The organism is Streptomyces sp. NPDC007863 (genome assembly GCF_040633895.1).
In the GTDB taxonomy this organism is placed as follows: Bacteria; Actinomycetota; Actinomycetes; order Streptomycetales; family Streptomycetaceae; genus Streptomyces.
In genome coordinates this window covers 1-18,024 of the sequence record NZ_JBEYEI010000005.1, presented here as the reverse complement: position 1 = coordinate 18,024, position 18,024 = coordinate 1, and the positions used below count along the sequence as shown (strand labels likewise).

The 18,024-nt window shown below is 74.5% G+C and carries 16 protein-coding genes and 1 pseudogene; 12 read left to right on the top strand and 5 right to left on the bottom strand.

Translation table 11 applies throughout. The annotated features are described in order from the left end of the window. Nucleotides 1–11: 11 nt before the first annotated feature. Complete coding sequence (radA, locus tag ABZ621_RS09265; RefSeq protein WP_360602322.1) at nt 12–1,418, bottom strand: DNA repair protein RadA; 1,407 nt, start codon at nt 1,416–1,418, stop codon at nt 12–14. Nucleotides 1,419–1,646: 228 nt separating this feature from the next. On the opposite strand from radA, the gene ABZ621_RS09260 reads away from it, so the two are divergent. Continuing rightward, entirely contained in the window at nt 1,647–3,476 is a 1,830-nt protein-coding gene (locus ABZ621_RS09260; RefSeq protein ID WP_360602320.1) for a hypothetical protein, read from the top strand. A 9-nt stretch (nt 3,477–3,485) separates the two neighbouring features. Here ABZ621_RS09260 and ABZ621_RS09255 read toward each other — a convergent pair whose 3' ends face one another. Then, complete coding sequence (locus ABZ621_RS09255; protein ID WP_360602990.1) at nt 3,486–4,292, bottom strand: hypothetical protein; 807 nt, start codon at nt 4,290–4,292, stop codon at nt 3,486–3,488. Nucleotides 4,293–4,444: 152 nt separating this feature from the next. Between ABZ621_RS09255 and ABZ621_RS09250 the strand changes: the two genes are divergently transcribed. The 5 genes from ABZ621_RS09250 to ABZ621_RS09230 all read left to right on the top strand — a co-directional run bounded on the left by ABZ621_RS09250 (nt 4,445) and on the right by ABZ621_RS09230 (nt 9,562). Further along, nucleotides 4,445–5,389, top strand: a complete 945-nt coding sequence (locus tag ABZ621_RS09250; protein ID WP_360602318.1) for a Ppx/GppA phosphatase family protein — start codon at nt 4,445–4,447, stop codon at nt 5,387–5,389. Nucleotides 5,390–5,510: 121 nt separating this feature from the next. Beyond that, complete coding sequence (locus ABZ621_RS09245) at nt 5,511–6,335, top strand: sugar phosphate isomerase/epimerase (RefSeq protein ID WP_360602316.1); 825 nt, start codon at nt 5,511–5,513, stop codon at nt 6,333–6,335. Further along, nucleotides 6,332–6,946, top strand: coding sequence for a TetR family transcriptional regulator (locus tag ABZ621_RS09240; RefSeq protein ID WP_360602314.1), 615 nt, complete (start codon nt 6,332–6,334; stop codon nt 6,944–6,946). The genes ABZ621_RS09245 and ABZ621_RS09240 overlap by 4 nt, the downstream gene beginning before the upstream one ends. A 103-nt stretch (nt 6,947–7,049) precedes the next feature. Beyond that, nucleotides 7,050–8,903 (top strand): dihydroxy-acid dehydratase, encoded by a 1,854-nt coding sequence (gene ilvD / locus ABZ621_RS09235; protein WP_360602312.1) that lies wholly within the window; start codon nt 7,050–7,052, stop codon nt 8,901–8,903. A 218-nt stretch (nt 8,904–9,121) separates the two neighbouring features. Beyond that, nucleotides 9,122–9,562 carry an acetyltransferase gene (locus ABZ621_RS09230; protein ID WP_360602310.1) on the top strand — a complete coding sequence of 147 codons (441 nt, stop codon included), beginning with the start codon at nt 9,122–9,124 and terminating at the stop codon, nt 9,560–9,562. Between the two features lie 18 nt (nt 9,563–9,580). On the opposite strand, the gene ABZ621_RS09225 is transcribed toward ABZ621_RS09230, so the two are convergent. Beyond that, complete coding sequence (locus ABZ621_RS09225; RefSeq protein WP_360602308.1) at nt 9,581–11,806, bottom strand: serine/threonine-protein kinase; 2,226 nt, start codon at nt 11,804–11,806, stop codon at nt 9,581–9,583. Between the two features lie 138 nt (nt 11,807–11,944). Between ABZ621_RS09225 and ABZ621_RS09220 the strand changes: the two genes are divergently transcribed. The 5 genes from ABZ621_RS09220 (at nt 11,945) to proC (ending at nt 15,291) form a co-directional block, all read left to right on the top strand. Then, nucleotides 11,945–12,199, top strand: a complete 255-nt coding sequence (locus tag ABZ621_RS09220; RefSeq protein ID WP_360602306.1) for an SH3 domain-containing protein — start codon at nt 11,945–11,947, stop codon at nt 12,197–12,199. 49 nt (nt 12,200–12,248) lie between these two features. Further along, nucleotides 12,249–12,755: a hypothetical protein gene (locus ABZ621_RS09215; RefSeq protein WP_360602304.1), complete on the top strand. Its 507-nt coding sequence runs from the start codon at nt 12,249–12,251 to the stop codon at nt 12,753–12,755. Nucleotides 12,756–12,840: 85 nt separating this feature from the next. Next, on the top strand, nt 12,841–13,662 hold the full coding sequence (locus tag ABZ621_RS09210) for an ABC transporter ATP-binding protein (RefSeq protein ID WP_360602302.1): 822 nt from the start codon (nt 12,841–12,843) through the stop codon (nt 13,660–13,662). Continuing rightward, a complete protein-coding gene (locus tag ABZ621_RS09205) occupies nt 13,659–14,396 on the top strand; it encodes an ABC transporter permease (RefSeq protein WP_360602300.1) in 738 nt (245 codons plus the stop codon). The genes ABZ621_RS09210 and ABZ621_RS09205 overlap by 4 nt, the downstream gene beginning before the upstream one ends. 85 nt (nt 14,397–14,481) lie before the next feature. Next, nucleotides 14,482–15,291: a pyrroline-5-carboxylate reductase gene (gene proC / locus ABZ621_RS09200; protein WP_360602298.1), complete on the top strand. Its 810-nt coding sequence runs from the start codon at nt 14,482–14,484 to the stop codon at nt 15,289–15,291. Here proC and ABZ621_RS09195 read toward each other — a convergent pair. Next, a pseudogene (locus ABZ621_RS09195) lies at nt 15,288–15,740 on the bottom strand (isochorismatase family protein); the annotation flags it as partial. The gene proC and the pseudogene ABZ621_RS09195 overlap by 4 nt on opposite strands. On the opposite strand from ABZ621_RS09195, the gene ABZ621_RS09190 reads away from it, so the two are divergent. Continuing rightward, nucleotides 15,649–16,443 carry a helix-turn-helix domain-containing protein gene (locus tag ABZ621_RS09190; protein ID WP_360602296.1) on the top strand — a complete coding sequence of 265 codons (795 nt, stop codon included), beginning with the start codon at nt 15,649–15,651 and terminating at the stop codon, nt 16,441–16,443. The pseudogene ABZ621_RS09195 and the gene ABZ621_RS09190 overlap by 92 nt on opposite strands. Here ABZ621_RS09190 and trpS read toward each other — a convergent pair. Further along, nucleotides 16,410–17,408: a tryptophan--tRNA ligase gene (gene trpS / locus ABZ621_RS09185; protein WP_360602294.1), complete on the bottom strand. Its 999-nt coding sequence runs from the start codon at nt 17,406–17,408 to the stop codon at nt 16,410–16,412. The genes ABZ621_RS09190 and trpS overlap by 34 nt on opposite strands. Between the last annotated feature and the right edge of the window lie 616 nt (nt 17,409–18,024).

The following is an 18,024-nucleotide window of genomic DNA, read 5'->3' as shown; positions in this document are numbered from 1 at the left end:
CCTTCCGGCGGTCAGCCCGCCGTCTCCTCCGTCTTCCTCGCCGCGCGGCGGCTCTGCGGCAGGACCCGCAGGGCGTCGCCCATGTCGGCCACTTCCGTCACCTTCATGCCGGGCGGCACCTTCCCCGGGTCCCCGGGGACCAGCGCGTGGGTGAAGCCCAGCCGGTGGGCCTCGGCGAGGCGGCGCTGGACGCCCGTCACCCGCCTCACCTCGCCCGCGAGCCCGACCTCGCCGATCGCGACCAGGTTCTTCGGCAGCGGGGTGTCGCTCGCGGCGGAGGCCAGGGCGAGCGCGATCGCCAGGTCGGCGGCCGGCTCGGAGAGCCTCACGCCGCCCACGGTGGCGCTGTAGATGTCCCGCTTCCCCAGCGCGCTGATCCGCCCCCGCTGCTCCAGGACGGCCAGCATCATCGAGACCCGGGAGGTCTCCAGGCCGGAGGTGGTCCGGCGCGGCGAGGGGATCTGGGAGTCCACGGTCAGCGCCTGCACCTCGGCGACCAGCGGACGGCGGCCCTCCAGGGTGACCGTGAGGCAGGTGCCGGGCACGGCCACGTCACGGCGGGTCAGGAAGAGCCCGGACGGGTCGGCGAGACCCGTGATCCCCTCGTCGTGCAGCTCGAAACAGCCGACCTCGTCCGTGGCCCCGTACCGGTTCTTCACGCCCCGGACCAGCCGCAGGCGCGCGTGCCGGTCGCCCTCGAAGTGCAGGACGACGTCGACCAGGTGCTCCAGGAGCCGGGGGCCGGCGATCGCCCCGTCCTTCGTCACGTGGCCGACGAGCAGCGTGGACATCCCGCGCTCCTTGGAGGCCCGGATCAGCGCGCCCGCGACCTCGCGGACCTGCGCCATGCCGCCGGGTGCGCCGTCGATCTCCGGCGAGGCGACGGTCTGCACCGAGTCCAGGACGAGCAGCGAGGGCTTCACCTCGTCCAGGTGGCCGAGGACCGCCGACAGGTCCGTCTCCGCCGCCAGGTACAGGTGGTCGCTGAGCGCGTGGATCCGGTCGGCGCGGAGCCGGACCTGGCTCGCGGACTCCTCGCCCGTCACGTACAGCGTGCGGTGCGCGTCGCTCGCCGCCTTCGCCGCCACGTCGAGGAGCAGCGTCGACTTGCCGACGCCGGGCTCGCCGGCGAGCAGCACGACCGCGCCGGGCACCAGGCCGCCGCCGAGGACCCGGTCCAGCTCGTCGACGCCGGTGGAGCGGGCGGTCGCCTGCCGGCCGTCGACCTGTGCGATGGGGAGCGCGGCGGTGGAGACCCGGCCGGCGGCGGTGGTCCTGACGGCGGGCGCGCCGTACTCCTCGACCGTCCCCCATGCCTGGCACTCGGGGCAGCGGCCGAGCCATTTGGCCGTCTGCCAGCCGCACTCGGTGCAGCGGTACGACGGACGGTCCTTGGCGGATTTCGTACGGGCAGCCATGCCCCACACCGTAGCCGCCGCCACCGACAGCGGACCGCCGCCCGCTTCCGGCCTGTGGACGGATATCCACGGCCTGTGGACAACCCCGCCGTCATCCGGCCACCGGTCCGTCGCCGTGGCAGCTTCCCACCCCGCTCCTGTCCCCTTTCGAGTGATGGCTTCACCCGTAAGGCTGAGAAGAGTGGATCCGATATGAAGAGTCCTCCCTGACGCGCCTACGGTCGCCCAGTGACGAGCAGCAGGCTGGAATCCTCCCGCACCCCGGGCGCCCACCGGGCGCGCCGCGGCCCGCAGCAGGGACCGCGCACGCTCGGCCAGCGACCCCCCGCCCGCTACGAGGACGTCCTCGACGGACTCTTCACGTACTGCCTCTCGGTCCTCTGCGACCACGACACCGCCACCGCCGTCCTCGGCGACGTCCTCGCCGCCGCCGAACGCCACCACGGCCGCTGCCCCTCCGACGAGGAGGGCCGCACCGCCTGGCTGTACGCGCTGGCGCGCTGGGCCTGTCTGCGCAGCCTCGGCGAGCAGCGCCGCCGGCGGCAGGGCGCGCACACCGGCCGCCCCGCCGTCACCCCGCCCGGGCCGCCGCCGGTCTCCGCCGAGACCGCCGAGCGCCGCCGCGCCGAGCTCGCCACCCTCGCCTGGCCCGAGGCCGCCGGCACCACCCCCGAACAGCGCGAGGCCCTCGAACTGGCCGTCCGGCACGGGCTGAGCCCGCGCCAGGTCGCCGCCGTCCTCGCCCTCGACCCGCAGGCCGCCCGCGAGCTCCTCGCCACCGCCGCCTGCGAGGTCGAGCGGACCCGGGCCGCGCTCGCCGTCGTCTCCACCGGCAGCTGCCCCACCGTCGCCCGCCTCCTCACCGGCGACCGGCGGGTGATCCTCTCGGCGGCCCTGCGCGCCGAACTCGTCCGGCACGTCGACGACTGCCCGGTCTGCCGCCGCGCCGCCGAGCGGGTCGGCGCCGCCGCGCCCTGGCCCGGTGCCGGGCCGCGCCCCTTCCAGGACGGCCCGGCGCTCGTCGAGGCCCCCCGGGCCGCCGCGTACATGGCGATGCTGCACGTCCCCCGCGCGCGCGGCGGCGCCCCCCGCTTCGCCCCGACCGGCTTCCCGATCGACCCCAAGGACGTCGTCGCCCGACGCGACCGGATGCGGGCCCGCGCGGTCACCACCACCGTGGTCGCCGCCGTCGTCGCCGCCCCCGTGCTCGCCCTGTGGACCTCCTACCGGGGCGTCCCGGCGGGCGCGGAGGCGGGCAGGGACGCCACCCGGGTCAGCGCCGGCGAGAGCGAGGACGCGGCGGGCGACGGCCGCCCCCACGACCCGTACGAGAACGCCGGGAACGCCCGCGCGACCCCCGCCCCCGGCTACGTCAGGGGCAGCCGTGCCCCCGCTGTCTCCGTCGAGGTCGTCACCCCCGCCAGGACCGCCGCCCCGGCCGCGCCCGCGCGCCCCGGCGAGGCGGCGCCGGGCTGGATCGGCGTCACCGCCCGCTGCGTCGGCGGCGTCACCCTGATCACGCTCAGCGGGCAGGGCGGCACCCCGGTCGACTGGTCGCTGTGGACGGACGCGCCCTGGCTGTACGTGACCCGCGCCTCCGGCACCCTCGCCCCGGGCGACACGGTCACCGTCGCCGTACGCGTCGACCCGGCGCGGGAGCCGCGCGGCCCCTGGAGCGCCCGGATCGGCGTCGACCCCACCGGCGCGGTGCTGCGGATCGACGGCCAGGGGCCCGTCGCCCCGATCGACGACCGGGTGATCCCGCCCCCGCCGGTCACGACGGAGCCCACGACCCCGCCGACCGCGCCGCCCACGAGCGGCCCGGTGGACCCGCGGCCGACCGGCCCGACGGAGCCCACGACGCCGCCGACGACCCCGCCGGCGACGGAGGAACCCACCACCCCGCCGCCGACGACGGAGCCCACGACCCCGCCCCCGACGACCGAGCCGACCACACCCCCGCCGACCACGGACCCGCCCCCGACGACGGACCCGGGCACCACGGAGCCGACACCCCCGCCGGCCACGGACGAACCGGCCCCGCAGCCCTCCTCCTGAACCCCGGCCCTACCGCTTCGGGTCGGCCGGGTGCGGCGCCACCATCGGCAGCGACGAGGCGAGCCGCGCCTCGCAGAGCCCCACCAGCACGTCGTACGCGTCCTTGCCCATCATCTCGATCAGCTCGGGCCGGTACGAGACGTAGACCGGCTCCCCGCCGCCGTGCGCGGAGGTCGCCGAGGTGCACCACCAGTGCAGGTCGTGACCGCCCGGACCCCAGCCCCGGCGGTCGTACTCGCCGATGGACACCTGGAGCACGCGCGTGTCGTCGGGCCGGTCGATCCAGTCGTACGTCCGGCGCACCGGCAGCTGCCAGCACACGTCCGGCTTGGTCTCCAGCGGCTCCCGGCCCTCCTTCAGGGCCAGGATGTGCAGCGAGCAGCCCGCGCCGCCCGCGAACCCCGGCCGGTTCTGGAAGATGCACGAGCCCTGCCAGCGGCGGGTCTGCCGGTCGCCGTCCTCGTCGACCTGCGTCCACCCCGTCTCGCTGCCGACGTCGTGGAACTGCCACAGCTCCGGCGTCAGCCGCGCCACGTGCTCCGCCACCCGCTTCTCGTCGTCCTCGTCGGAGAAGTGGGCGCCGAGCGTGCAGCAGCCGTCCGCCGCCCGGCCCGCCTGGATGCCCTGGCAGCCGCTGCCGAAGACGCAGGTCCAGCGCGAGGTCAGCCAGGTCAGGTCACAGCGGAAGACCTGCTCCTCGTCGGCCGGGTCGGCGAACTCCACCCACGCGCGCGGGAAGTCCAGCCCCTGCTCGTCCGGCTCCTCGCCCTTGCGCTGCTTCCGCACGCCCTTGACGGGCGGCTTCCCGCCCTCCACGTGCTGCGCGTACTTCACGTCCCGCACGTCGTGCGGGAGCTCCTCGCGTACGGCACCCTCGCCGCCGGCGGCACTGTCTTTGCCCGGCTTCGCCTTTTTCGTCTTTGGCACGACACCAAGCGTATGCGGGTGGGCGCAGTAGCGTTTCCGCCATGAGACTCGGAGTCCTCGACGTCGGTTCGAACACAGTGCACCTGCTCGTGGTGGACGCCCACCCCGGCGCCCGCCCGCTGCCCGCCCACTCCCACAAGGCGGAGCTGCGGCTCGCCGAACTCCTCGACGCCCGCGGCGCCATCGCGCCCAGCGGCGTCGAGCGGCTCGTCGCGACCGTCCGCGACGCGCTCCAGGCCGCCGAGGACAAGGGCTGCGAGGAGGTGCTGCCCTTCGCGACTTCCGCCGTCCGCGAGGCCGGCAACGCCGACGCCGTCCTCGCCCGCGTCAAGGACGAGACCGGCGTCGACCTCCAGGTCCTCACCGGCGAGGAGGAGGCCCGGCTCACCTTCCTCGCCGCCCGCCGCTGGTTCGGCTGGTCCGCCGGCAAGCTCCTCCTCCTCGACATCGGCGGCGGCTCCCTTGAGGTCGCCTACGGCATCGACGAGGACCCCGACGCGGCCGTCTCCCTGCCGCTCGGCGCCGGCCGCCTCACCGCCGGCTGGCTCCCCGGCGACCCGCCCGACACCGAGGACGTCAAGGCGCTGCGCCGCCACGTCCGTGCCCAGATCGCCCGCACGGTCGGCGAGTTCAGCCGCTTCGGGAAGCCCGACCACGTCGTCGCCACCTCCAAGACCTTCAAGCAGCTCGCCCGGATCGCCGGCGCCCCCGGCTCCGGCGAGGGCCTCTACGTGGAGCGGCTGCTGACCCGCGCCTCCCTGGAGGAGTGGGTGCCCCGGCTCGCAGGCATGACCGGCGGCGAGCGGGCCGCCCTGCCCGGCGTCTCCGAGGGCCGCGCCGCCCAGCTCCTGGCCGGCGCCCTGGTCGCCGAGGGCGCGATGGACCTGCTCGGCGTGGAGCAGCTGGAGATCTGCCCGTGGGCGCTGCGCGAGGGCGTGATCCTGCGCCGCCTCGACCACCTCCCGGAGCTCCTGTCCGGCGCGTGAGTCCCCGGGGACGTACGGCCGGGCCACGCGCGCGTGCGTACGCGCAGGGCGCCGCCGCGGCGTGCGGAGGGTGACCGGAACCACCCTCCCGCGCCCAGGTGCGCCCCGTACCCTGTCTGTCGTGGCAGAACCAGCGGTGCGCGTCCCGGATGCGAAGGTCGCCCTGTCGACGGCCTCCGTCTATCCGGAGTCGACGGCGACGGCCTTCGAGGTCGCCGCGCGCCTCGGGTACGACGGCGTCGAGGTCATGGTGTGGACCGACCCGGTCAGCCAGGACATCGAGGCCCTGCGCCGGCTCTCCGACTACCACCAGGTGCCGGTCCTCGCCGTCCACGCCCCCTGTCTGCTGATCACCCAGCGCGTCTGGTCGACGGATCCCTGGGTCAAGCTGCAGCGCGCCCGGGCGGCCGCCGAGAAGCTCGGCGCGTCCACCGTCGTCGTCCATCCGCCGTTCCGCTGGCAGCGCCAGTACGCCCGCGACTTCGTGACCGGCATCTGGCGGATGGCCGACGAGACCGACGTCCGCTTCGCCGTCGAGAACATGTACCCGTGGCGGTACAAGGACCGCGAGATGCTCGCGTACGCCCCCGAGTGGGACGTCACCAAGGACGACTACCGCCACTTCACGATCGACCTCTCGCACACCGCGACCGCCCGCACCGACACCCTCGCGATGGTCGACCGCATGGGCGACCGGCTCGGTCACGTCCACCTCGCCGACGGGCGCGGCTCCGCCAAGGACGAGCACCTGGTGCCGGGCCGGGGCACCCAGCCGTGCGCCGAGCTCCTGGAGCGGCTCGCCGTCTCCGGCTTCGACGGACACGTCGTCATCGAGGTCAACACCCGGCGCGCGATGTCCGCCGCCGAACGGGAGGCCGACCTCGCCGAGGCGCTCGCCTTCACCCGGCTCCACCTCGCCTCGGCGGCCCGGGGCACGCGCGCGTGAGCGAGGACTCCCCCCGGCGCCGCGGCCGCCCGGCCCGCGCCGCCGCCGACGACACCGCCCCCGGCGCGCGCGAGCGCATCCTGGCGGCGGCCAGGACCCAGTTCGCGGAGCGCGGCTACGACAAGACCTCGGTGCGCGGCATCGCCAAGGCCGCCGGGGTCGACCCGGCGCTCGTGCACCACTACTTCGGCACCAAGGACGAGGTCTTCGCGGCGGCGATCGAGGTCTCCTTCGAACCGACGCTCGTCGTCCCGGCCCTCCTCGACGGCCCGCGCGAGGAGGTCGGCGAGCGCCTCGCCCGCTTCTTCGTCGGCGTCTGGGAGAACCCGGCGACCCGCGCCCCGCTGCTCGCGGTCATCCGCTCCGCCGTGACCCACGAGGCGGCGGCGAAGGTGCTGCGGACCTTCGTGCTGCGCCGGCTCCTGGAGCGCGTCGCCTCCGGTCTCGCCGTACCGGACCCGAAGTTCCGGGCCGAGCTGGCGGCCTCGCAGATGATCGGGATCGCGATCCTGCGGTACGTCCTCCAGGTGGAGCCGCTGGCCTCGGCGGACCCGGAGACGATCGTGGCGGAGGTCGCCCCCACCCTCCAGCGGTACCTGACGGAGGCCTGACCGCCTTCTGGAACGCCGTCCCGCATGGCGGACAGGCTGTCCAGATCTTGGAGCGTCGGCGTACGCTCGAATCAAGCACATCCATCACGAGGAGCGAGCGACGATGCCCGAGCTGAGGTCCCGCACTGTCACCCACGGCCGCAACATGGCGGGCGCCCGCGCCCTTATGCGCGCCTCCGGTGTACCGGGCGCGGACATCGGCCGGAAGCCGATCATCGCGGTGGCGAACTCCTTCACCGAGTTCGTCCCCGGCCACACCCACCTCCAGCCGGTCGGCCGGATCGTCTCCGACGCCATCACGGCGGCCGGCGGCATCGCCCGCGAGTTCAACACGATCGCCGTCGACGACGGCATCGCCATGGGCCACGGCGGCATGCTCTACAGCCTGCCCTCCCGCGACCTGATCGCGGACAGCGTGGAGTACATGGTCGAGGCGCACTGCGCCGACGCCCTGATCTGCATCTCCAACTGCGACAAGATCACCCCGGGCATGCTGATGGCGGCCCTGCGCCTGAACATCCCGACGGTCTTCGTCTCCGGCGGTCCGATGGAGTCCGGCCGCGCCACCCTGGTGGACGGCTCGGTCCGCACGCTCGACCTGGTCGACGCGATCTCCGACGCGGTGAACCCGAACATCTCGGACGAGGACATCGCCCGCATCGAGGAGAGCGCCTGCCCGACCTGCGGCTCCTGTTCCGGCATGTTCACCGCCAACTCGATGAACTGCCTGACCGAGGCCATCGGCCTCTCCCTCCCGGGCAACGGCTCCGTCCTCGCCACCCACACCGCCCGCAGGGCGCTGTACGAGAACGCCGCCCGCACGGTCGTCGACATCACCCGTCGGTACTACGACGAGGACGACGCCTCCGTCCTGCCCCGCTCGATCGCCACCCGCGCCGCGTTCGAGAACGCCATGGCCCTCGACATCGCCATGGGCGGCTCGACCAACACGATCCTGCACCTGCTCGCCGCCGCCCAGGAGGCCGAGCTGGACTACGGCCTGCCGGACATGGACGAGGTCTCCCGCCGCGTCCCCTGCCTGGCCAAGGTCGCCCCGAACGTCGCCAAGGACCGCACGTACTACATGGAGGACGTGCACCGGGCCGGCGGCATCCCCGCCATCCTCGGCGAGCTGTACCGCGCGGGCCTGCTCAACGAGGACGTCCACTCCGTCCACTCCCGCTCCATCAAGGAGTGGCTGGACGCCTGGGACGTGCGCGGCGGCGCGGCCACCGAGGAGGCCGTCGAGCTCTTCCACGCGGCCCCCGGCTGCGTCCGCTCCGCGACCGCCTTCTCCCAGTCCGAGCGCTGGGCGAGCCTCGACACCGACGCGGCCGGCGGCTGCATCCGCGACGCCGCCCACGCGTACTCGAAGGACGGCGGCCTCGCCGTCCTGCACGGCAACCTCGCCGTCGACGGCTGCGTCGTGAAGACCGCCGGCGTCGACGAGTCGATCTGGACCTTCGAGGGCCCGGCCGTCGTCTGCGAGTCGCAGGAGGAGGCCGTCGAGAAGATCCTCAACAAGCAGGTCAAGGACGGCGACGTGGTCGTCATCCGGTACGAGGGCCCCAAGGGCGGCCCCGGCATGCAGGAGATGCTCTACCCGACCTCCTTCCTCAAGGGCCGGGGCCTGGGCAAGACCTGCGCCCTGGTGACCGACGGCCGCTTCTCCGGCGGCACCTCGGGCCTCTCCATCGGCCACGCCTCCCCGGAGGCGGCCTCGGGCGGCACCATCGCCCTGGTCGAGGACGGCGACCGGATCCGCATCGACATCCCGAACCGCTCGATCGAGCTGCTCGTCGACGACGCGACCCTGGCCGACCGCCGCGAGGCGCTCGGCGGCGTCTACGCCCCGAAGAACCGCGAGCGCAAGGTCTCGGCCGCCCTGCGCGCGTACGCGGCGATGGCGACGAGCGCCGACAAGGGCGCCGTCCGCGACGTCTCGAAGCTCGGCTGACCCGACCCGCGAGGCCGGGCCGACGGCAACGCCTCCCGGCCCGCCGCCATCGGAGCCGTATCTCCCCGAAATCCCCCTTCACGCGCGCGTGAGGGGGGATTTCGCGTCGCACGCGCGCGGGGTGGGCCGAAAAGCCCGCTCCCCGCGCAGGCGCGCCCGCGCTACGCTCACGCCTCGCTCAGGGTGTCATGTCCACGCCTGCCAGTGAGGGGATCCGCATGCGCGACTCCGTACGCCGCACGGTCCGACGCTCCGCCGTCCTCGCGACGGCCACCGCGGCCTTCGCCGCACTCGCCGCCGTCCCGGCGCACGCGGCCACCCCGGCCTCGATCTGCGGCTCCGGCTACACCCAGGTCGACGTCGAGACCCTGCGGAACTCCACCACCGCCCTGGCCCGCGTCCACCTGCTCTACAACGCCGCCACCGGCTACAACTGCGTCGTCACCCTGCACACCGACGCCACCGCCGGCTTCCGGCTGCCCACCGGCGCCTGGCTCACCCCGCAGGGCTCCACCACCCGCAGGGACCAGGACCTGTACAGCTCCTACGCGGGCCCGGTCCGCGCCTACGCCGCCGGCCGCTGCGTCAGCTGGGGCGGCATGATCGAGGCCGGGGTCGGCACGTACACGTACACCAGCCCCTGGGAGCACTGCGGCTGACGCGCGCGGGCGCGCGGGCTACCAGGACTCCGCCACGCGCGCGTGCACCGCGAACACCGAGCCGTCCGGGGCCGTCCCGAAGACCCGCTCCCCGGCGACCAGCGGCGCCGGCACGTGCGGCGCGTACCCGAGCCGCCCGTTCTCCAGACGCGGCCGGGTCTGCCCGACGACCGCGCCGCGCGTGGTGTCCACGGCGAACAGCCGCCCGTCCGCCGCGGAGAGGTAGAGCCGCTCGTCGGGGCCGAGGACGGGCGCCGAGACGTTCGAGGCCCCGGTCTCCAGGTCCCACCGCCGGCTGCCCTTCTCCGGCGCCGTGTCGAGGGCGACCAGGCGTCCGTCCAGGGAGAGCAGATACGCCACCGTGCCCCGTACGGCGATCCCGGAGAGCAGCATCCGCTCGTGGATCCCGACCCGCCGCACCGCGCCCGCGTCCGGCCCGCTCCCCGGGTCGTCGGGATCGCCCGGCGCGAGCAGCACCAGCGCGTCGACCAGACCGCCCTGGTAGCGCGAGGCGAGGACCAGCGTCCCGTCGCCGGTGCGGCCGACCGGGGCGGCGTCCCCGGGCACCACCCGGGTCCACACCAGCTCGCCGGTGGCCGGGAGCAAGGCCCCGATCCGGCTGCTCCGCCCGTCCCCGGCCGTCTCGGAGACGGTGAGGAGCCCGGTCGGGGCGTCGTAGGCGCCGAGCACGGGGTTGTCGAAGCCGGGCAGGCGGTGGGCCCACCGCCCGGCCCCGGTCCGCGCGTCGACGGCGCGCAGCGCGCCGAAGCCGTCGGTGAGGACCACCACCCCGCCCGACGGGCGGAAGGTCTCGGGCACGTCCGCGCGCGCGGTCCAGCCGGGGGCACCGTCCTCGACGGCGTGCGCGCGCAGCGGGCCGGTCCCCGACGCGACGCCGACCAGCGGCTCCGCCCCGCCCGCCAGCGGCACCGGCGCGAGCGGCGGATCGGCCGCCACCGGCCCGGTCCGCTTCCACAGCACCTCGCCGGTCCTCGGGTCGAGCCGGGCGAGCGGGACGCCCCGGGCCGCGCAGTAGAGGGAGCCGGCCTCGTGCAGACAGGCCGGCGAGGCGGTCCCGCCGTGCTCCTGGAGCCGGGTGTGCCAGCCGTCGAAGGCGGTCGCCACCTCGGCGGGGTGGGCGGGCGCCTCGGCCGCGGGCCGGGCCGGCGGGCGCAGCGCCGCGTACACCCCGGCGCCGGCGAGGACGAGCACGACGACGGCGGAGACGGTGAGCCGCGGGGCGAGCGGCGTCCGCCGGCGCCGCGCGGGCGGGGCGGGCGCGGCGGCCCGGGTCGTCGTCGCGCCGGAGGCCTCGGTACGGCCCCGGGCCGCGGCGTCGTCCGGCCCGTCGGGCGCGAACGGGTCGGCGGGCAGCACGGGCCGCCGCCGCTGGGACGGTATGAAGGCCTCGGCCTCGTACGAGGGCGGGAGCAGGGCCGCCATGATCTGGGCCGGCGTGGGCCGGTCGGCCGGCTCCTTCGCCAGGCAGCGCGCGACCAGCGGCGCGAGCTCGCCGGGCACCCCGGTGAGGTCCGGCTCGTCGTGGACCACCTGGTAGGCCACGATGTAGGGGCTGTCCGAGTCGAAGGGGCCGTGCCCGGTCGCCGCGTGCACCAGGACCGAGCCGAGCGCGAAGACGTCGGCGGCGGGACCGACCTCGCGCGGCCGCTGGAACTGCTCGGGCGCCATGAAGGGCGGCGAGCCGATCAGCTTCCCGGTCTCCGTGCGCAGATCGCTGTCGACCGGCCGGGAGATCCCGAAGTCGATGACCTTGGGACCGGTGTCGGTGAGCAGCACGTTGCTCGGCTTGAGGTCCCGGTGGACCACCCCGGCGCGGTGGATGTCGCGCAGCGCCTCGGCGAGCCCGGCGGTCAGCCGGCGCAGCTCGGCGGGGGAGAGGGGCCCGCGCTGGCGGACCTGGTCGGCGAGGGTGGGGCCGGGGACGTAGAGGGTGGCCATCCAGGGGCGCTCGGCGTCCGGGTCGGCGTCCACGACGGGCGCGGTGAAGGCGCCGCTGACCCGGCGGGCGGCGGCCACCTCCTGCCGGAAGCGGGCCCGGAAGTCGGGATCCTCGGCGTAGCGCGCGTGCACCACCTTCACGGCGAGCCGCAGCCCGGAGGGCGAGGAGGCCAGGTGGACGACGCCCATGCCGCCCGCGCCGAGCACCGCCTGGAGCCGGTACTCCCCGGCGTACTCGGGACCTCCCGGGTCCCGGTCGGCATCGGTCCTGCTCAACGGCGGCATCTCCCACCCCCGTGTGGTTCCCCGTCCGTCCGCGCGCACCTGCGCGACGCGACGGAGCCTAGTCGATGGTCCCCGCGATGTCGGAGGGGCTTGCTAGCCTGCGCGCGTCGCACAGAGTGAAACCAGGGGGAGAACATCATGGCGGTGAAGTACTACCCGGTCGCGCCGGGCTACCGGGTCAACGTCCGCTCCGGCCCGAGCACGCAGTACCCGGTGGTCCGGGTGCTCTCCGAGGGCGCGACCGTCCCGATCCACTGCCAGAAGCCCGGCGAGTGGGTCACGGGGCCGTACGGCACCACCCGCCTCTGGGACAGCATCGCCCCGGGGCAGTACGTCTCCGACGCGTACGTGAAGACCGGCAGCGACGACTACGTCGCGCCGCGCTGCGCCTGAGGACCTTCGCCTCGGCCGCCGAAGCGCCGCACCGGGGATAATCGACCTCGTGAGCGAGGACAAGCAGCACCCCGGAACCGGCACGAGCGGACCCCGGCCCGAGGAGATCCGTTTCTTCGGGACCACCTGGGTCGACCACGGCGCCCACTACGGACTGCGGCGCGCCAGCCTCGCCGCCGGCGCGCTCGCGGCGGCCGTCGCGGGCGCCTTCGTGCTGCGCTTCGCCTACGAGGGACTCCAGGTCGCGGCGGTGGGCGGCCTGGTGAACACCCTCGTCATCCTGATGTTCGCGATCTGCTCGGCCATCGCCTTCGCCAAGACGTGGGAGGGCTTCGGCCGCCGCCCCGCCGACCAGGCCCGCGAGGACTCCCTCCGGAGCCTCAAGGCCATCGGCTTCATCGGCACGCTCCTCGCCTACGCCCTGCGCTGCCTCGTGGAGGCCCCCGGCGAGAAGCTCCGCCGCGCCGAGTACGAGACCGCCCGCGCCCGCCACGAGAAGCGCCGCGGCGCCCGCACCGGCAACCCGGCCGCCCGCAAGAAGCCCAAACGCTCCTAACGCTCCCCGGGCTCCCCGCGCCACCACCGGCCCAGGCCCCCGCGATCCTTGACGCGGGGGCTTTTCCGTCCCCACTATTCATCGCATGATGAATTACGACTCCGGGGCGCCCGGCGAACCCGAACCCCCCGACCCGGACCCCGCCGTCACCGCCCGCGGCCTCACCGCCGTACGCGGCGACCGCACCGTCCTGCGCGCCCTCGACCTCACCGTCCCCGCCGGCCGCGTCACCGGCCTCCTCGGCCCCTCCGGCTGCGGCAAGACCACCCTCATGCGCACGATCGTCGGCACCCAGGCCAAGGTCACCGGCACCCTCACCGTCCTCGGCAGCCCCGCGGGACACCCGGACCTCCGCCCCCGCATCGGCTACGTCACCCAGGCCCCCTCCGTCTACGACGACCTCACCGTCCGGCAGAACCTCGACTACTTCGCCGCCGTCCTCCTCCCCGGCCGCGCCCACCGCCCCGCCCGCGCCACCGCCGTCGAGGCCGCCCTCGCCGACGTCGACCTCACCGACCACGCCGACGACCTCGCCGGACGCCTCTCCGGCGGCCAGCGCAGCCGCGTCTCCCTCGCCGTCGCCCTCCTCGGCAGCCCCGACCTGCTCGTCCTCGACGAACCCACCGTCGGCCTCGACCCCGTCCTCCGCCGCGACCTGTGGGACCTCTTCCACCGCCTCGCCGCCGACCGGGGCACCACCCTCCTCGTCTCCTCCCACGTCATGGACGAGGCCGAGCGCTGCCACCGTCTCCTCCTGATGCGCGAGGGCGAGATCCTCGCCGAAGGCAGCCCCGACGCCCTCCGCCGCCGGAGCGGCACGGACACCGTCGAAGAAGCCTTCCTCCACCTGGTCGACACCGCCGTCGCCCGCGCCGCCCGGGCCGCCCACGAGGAGCCCCGCCCATGAGCACCGCCCGCACCCTCGCCACCGCGGCCCGCGTCCTGCGCCAGCTCCGCCACGACCCGCGCTCGATCGCCCTGATGCTCCTCGTCCCCTGCCTGATGCTCTTCCTGCTCCGCTACGTCTTCGACGGCAGCCCGGAGACCTTCGACAACATCGGCGCCTCGCTGCTCGGCATCTTCCCCCTCATCACCATGTTCCTGGTGACCTCCATCGCCACCCTGCGCGAACGCACCTCCGGCACCCTCGAACGCCTCCTCGCCATGCCCCTCGGCAAGGCCGACCTCATCGCCGGCTACGCCCTCGCCTTCGGCCTCGTCGCCGTCGTCCAGTCCGTCCTCGCCACCGGCCTCGCCGTCGGCTTCCTCGGCCTCGACGTCGTCGGCTCCCCCTGGCTCCTCCTCCTGGTCGCCCTCCTCGACGCCCTCCTCGGCACCGCCCTCGGCCTCTTCGTCTCCGCCTTCGCCGCCTCCGAGTTCCAGGCCGTCCAGTTCATGCCGGCCGTGATCTTCCCCCAGCTCCTCCTCTGCGGCCTGTTCACCCCGCGCGACAAGATGGCCCCCGCCCTCGAAGCGATCTCGAACGTCCTGCCCATGTCGTACGCCGTCGACGGCATGAACGAGGTCCTCCGCCACCCCGACGTGACGTCCGCCTTCGTCCGCGACGCGCTCGTCGTCGCCGGCTGCGCCGTCCTCGTCCTCGCCCTCGGCGCCGCCACCCTCCGCCGCCGCACCCCGTGACCGCCCCTCGGACACCCCGCGCACCGGCCGCCCGGCCGGTGCGAGGATGACGGCACGTACCCCCTCCGGCGAGGTGAACAGAGCCATGACCCAGACCGTCGCAGTCCTCGGCACCGGCAAGATCGGTGAAGCCCTCCTCAGCGGCATGATCCGAGCCGGCTGGCGCCCCGCCCACCTGCTGGTCACCACCCGCCGCGCCGAGCGCGCCGCGGAGCTCCGCGACCGCTACGGCGTCGAGGCCGTCACCAACGCCGAGGCCGCCAAGCGCGCCGACACCCTCATCCTGGCCGTCAAGCCCCAGGACATGGGCCGCCTCCTCGACGAACTCGGCCCCCACGTGGCCGCCGACCGCCTCGTCATCAGCGCCGCCGCCGGCATCCCCACCTCCTTCATCGAGGAACGGCTCAGCCCCGGCACCCCCGTCGTCCGCGTCATGCCCAACACGCCCGTCCTCGTCGACGAGGGCATGTCCGTGATCTCCGGCGGCAGCCACGCCACCCCCGACCACCTCGCCCACACCGAGGAGATCTTCGGCGGCGTCGGCAAGACCCTCCGCGTCCCCGAGTCCCAGCAGGACGCCGCCACCGCCCTCTCCGGCTCCGGCCCCGCGTACTTCTACTTCCTCGTCGAGGCCATGACCGACGCCGGCATCCTCCTCGGCCTGCCCCGCGCCCAGGCCCACGACCTCATCGTCCAGGCCGCCATCGGCGCCGCCGTGATGCTCCGCGACAGCGGCGAACACCCCGTGAAGCTCCGCGAGGCCGTCACCTCCCCCGCCGGCACCACCATCAGCGCCATCCGCGAGCTGGAGAACCACGGCGTCCGCGCCGCCCTCATCGCCGCCCTGGAAGCCGCCCGCGACCGCAGCCGCGAGCTCGCCTCCGGCAACGGCTAAGCGGCGGACAGCACCTCCGCCGTCGTCACGACCCGGGCGAACCGTCCACCGTGCAGCGACACCGCCGTCGCCCGGGTCGGCTCCTCCGCCGTCGCCGCCCACCCGAACGGCCCGGCCAGGTCGAAGGTGTGCATCGCGTCCAGCGGGAACACCACGTCGTACCCGAGGTTCCCGCCCATCCGGGCCGTCGTCTCGTTGCACATGTTCGTCTGGATCCCGACGATCACCACCTGCTCGATCCCGGCCCCCCTCAGCCACGCGTCCAGATCCGGCTCCCCGTAGAAGGCGGAGTTCACCGTCTTCGTCACCAGCACCTCGGGCCCGGCGCCCCGGCCCCGCCGCTCCTCGACGAAGTCCTTGAACGCGTTCCCCGCGCTCCCCGGCGCCGACGTCCCGGCCCCCGCCCTCGACGCCCTCCGCCGCGCCCACACCGCCGGCGTCCCCGTCGCCTCCCTCTGCGCCGGCGCCTTCGTCCTCGCCCGCGCCGGCCTCCTCGACGGCCGCCGCGCGGTCACCCACTGGCGCCTCGCCGACACCCTCGCCGCCCGCCACCCGAAGGTCCGCGTCGAACCCGGGGCGCTCTTCATCGAGGACACCGGCGTCTGGACCCCGGCCGGCACCGCCGCCGGCATCGACCTCTGCCTCCACCTGGTCCGTACGGCCCACGGCGCCGAGGCCGCCGCCACCGTCGCCCGCTCGATGGTCACCGCCCCCTTCCGCACCGGCACCCAGGCCCAGTTCATCGAGCGCCCCACCCCCAGGACCGACCGCGACGCCGACGCCCTCGCCGCCGTACGCGCCCACGCGCTCGCCCACCTCGACCGGCCGCACACCGTCGCGAGCCTGGCGGCGCCCGCCGGCATGTCCCCCCGCTCCTTCGCCCGCCACTTCCAGGCCACCACGGGCACGACCCCGCTCCACTGGCTCATCACCCAGCGCGTCGACGCCGCCCGGAAACTCCTCGAACGCACCGACCACCCCCTCCCCGAGGTGGCCCGCCGCGCGGGCTTCGGCAGCGAGGTCACGATGCTCCCCCATAGCCTTCGGCATGGGAGGTGCCCCCAGCATTTCGCCTCGCACCTCGCCACCAGCCCGCGCGACTACCGCGCCGCCTTCCGTCAGACGGCGGGCAGCAGCCCGATCGCCCGATAGGCCCGGTCCACCAGCGGCCGGGCCATCCCCCGCGCCCGCTCGGCCCCCCGCCGCAGCACCCCGTCCACGTACGCGGGGTCCGCCGCGAGCTCGGCATGCCGCTCCCGCACCGGCCGCAGCAGCTCGACGACCGCGTCCGCCGTGTCCTTCTTCAGCGCCCCGTACGACGCGTACCCACCGGCCAGCTCCTCCGGGTCCCCGTCCGTGGCCGCCGCCATCAGATCGAGCAGGTTCGTGATCCCCGGCTTGAGCTCCCGGTCGTAGGCCACCTCCTGCCCGCTGTCGGTCACCGCCCGCATGACCTTCCGCCGCACGGTGTCCGCGTCGTCGAGCAGATAGACGATCCCCGTCCCGTTCTCGTGCGACTTCCCCATCTTCGAGGCCGGGTCCTGGAGGTCCATCACCCGCGCCGCCACCGCCGGCCGCGTCGCCCTCGGCACGGTGAAGGTGTGCCCGTACCGCTGGTTGAACCGCACCGCCAGATCCCGCGTCAGCTCCACGTGCTGCGTCTGGTCCTCACCCACGGGCACCTCGTCGGCTCCGTAGGCCAGGATGTCCGCCGCCATCAGCACGGGATAGGTGAGCAGCGACAGCCGGACCCCCTGCCCGGCCTCCCGGGCCTGCACGCTCTTCTCCTTGTACTGGATCATCCGCCGCAGCTCGCCGTCGGTGGCCGTGCACTCCAGGAGGTACGACAGCCGGGCGTGCTCGTCCACGTGGCTCTGCACGAACAGCGTGCAGAGCTGCGGATCGAGCCCCGAGGCCAGCAGCAGCGTCGCCGCCTGCCGGCTCAGCCGCCGCACCCGCGCGGGATCGTGCTCCACGGTCAGCGCGTGCAGGTCCACCACGCTGAACAGCGCCTCGCCCTGGTGCTGGTCCACCTCGACCCACCGCCGTACGGCCCCGAGGTAGTTGCCGAGCGTCAGATGCCCCGTCGGCTTGACCCCGCTGAAGATCCTCGTCATCGCGTTCCGCTCCTTCTCCGTCCTGCGCCGGCCCGACGGCCCGGCTCCCGGAGGGGGATACGCGAACGGCCGCCGAGTCGGCGGCCGTGTGCATGCGTCAGTACGGGCCGCCGGTCAGGCGGCCCACCACTGGGTGGTGTGCGCATGCGTAGTCATACGGAGAGAGTACGCCTCCGGACCAGGGTTGACACGGGATTGCCAGGTCCGTAGTGTTCTCCGAGTTGTCCGACGTGAGCACCGACTCCGGTCGGCCCCGGACAGCGATTCCGCAAGAACCACTGAGCCTGACGGCCGCGATTCGTCGCGCCGTTCTGCTTTCCGTGCGCTTTTGCGAAATGAGGAATCCGCGTTCGAACTTCGGACGCAGGCCCCGATTGGCTTCGGGGCCGGGGAATCCGCTAATGTCTCACTCGTCGGAACGGCCCAACAGCCGGGAAGACAAACCCCGCTGACTGGGAATCAGACGCCGAAAGGATCTGATAGAGTCGGAAACGCCGGAAGGGCCCGGAGCGAAAGCGAAAGGGACCGGAAAGCACCGAGGAAATCGGATCGGAAAGATCTGATAGAGTCGGAAACGAAGGAAGCGCCCGGAGGGCCTGGGAACAGGAACGAAGGA

Excerpts from the sequence above, each read along its gene's own strand:
- radA (WP_360602322.1), bottom strand. The coding sequence starts at position 1,418 with ATGGCTGCCCGTACGAAATCCGCCAAGGACCGTCCGTCGTACCGCTGC.
- ABZ621_RS09250 (WP_360602318.1), top strand. The coding sequence starts at position 4,445 with ATGAGACTCGGAGTCCTCGACGTCGGTTCGAACACAGTGCACCTGCTC.
- ilvD (WP_360602312.1), top strand. The coding sequence starts at position 7,050 with ATGCCCGAGCTGAGGTCCCGCACTGTCACCCACGGCCGCAACATGGCG.
- ABZ621_RS09230 (WP_360602310.1), top strand. The coding sequence starts at position 9,122 with ATGCGCGACTCCGTACGCCGCACGGTCCGACGCTCCGCCGTCCTCGCG.
- ABZ621_RS09225 (WP_360602308.1), bottom strand. The coding sequence starts at position 11,806 with ATGCCGCCGTTGAGCAGGACCGATGCCGACCGGGACCCGGGAGGTCCC.
- ABZ621_RS09220 (WP_360602306.1), top strand. The coding sequence starts at position 11,945 with ATGGCGGTGAAGTACTACCCGGTCGCGCCGGGCTACCGGGTCAACGTC.
- ABZ621_RS09210 (WP_360602302.1), top strand. The coding sequence starts at position 12,841 with ATGATGAATTACGACTCCGGGGCGCCCGGCGAACCCGAACCCCCCGAC.
- ABZ621_RS09205 (WP_360602300.1), top strand. The coding sequence starts at position 13,659 with ATGAGCACCGCCCGCACCCTCGCCACCGCGGCCCGCGTCCTGCGCCAG.
- proC (WP_360602298.1), top strand. The coding sequence starts at position 14,482 with ATGACCCAGACCGTCGCAGTCCTCGGCACCGGCAAGATCGGTGAAGCC.
- trpS (WP_360602294.1), bottom strand. The coding sequence starts at position 17,408 with ATGACGAGGATCTTCAGCGGGGTCAAGCCGACGGGGCATCTGACGCTC.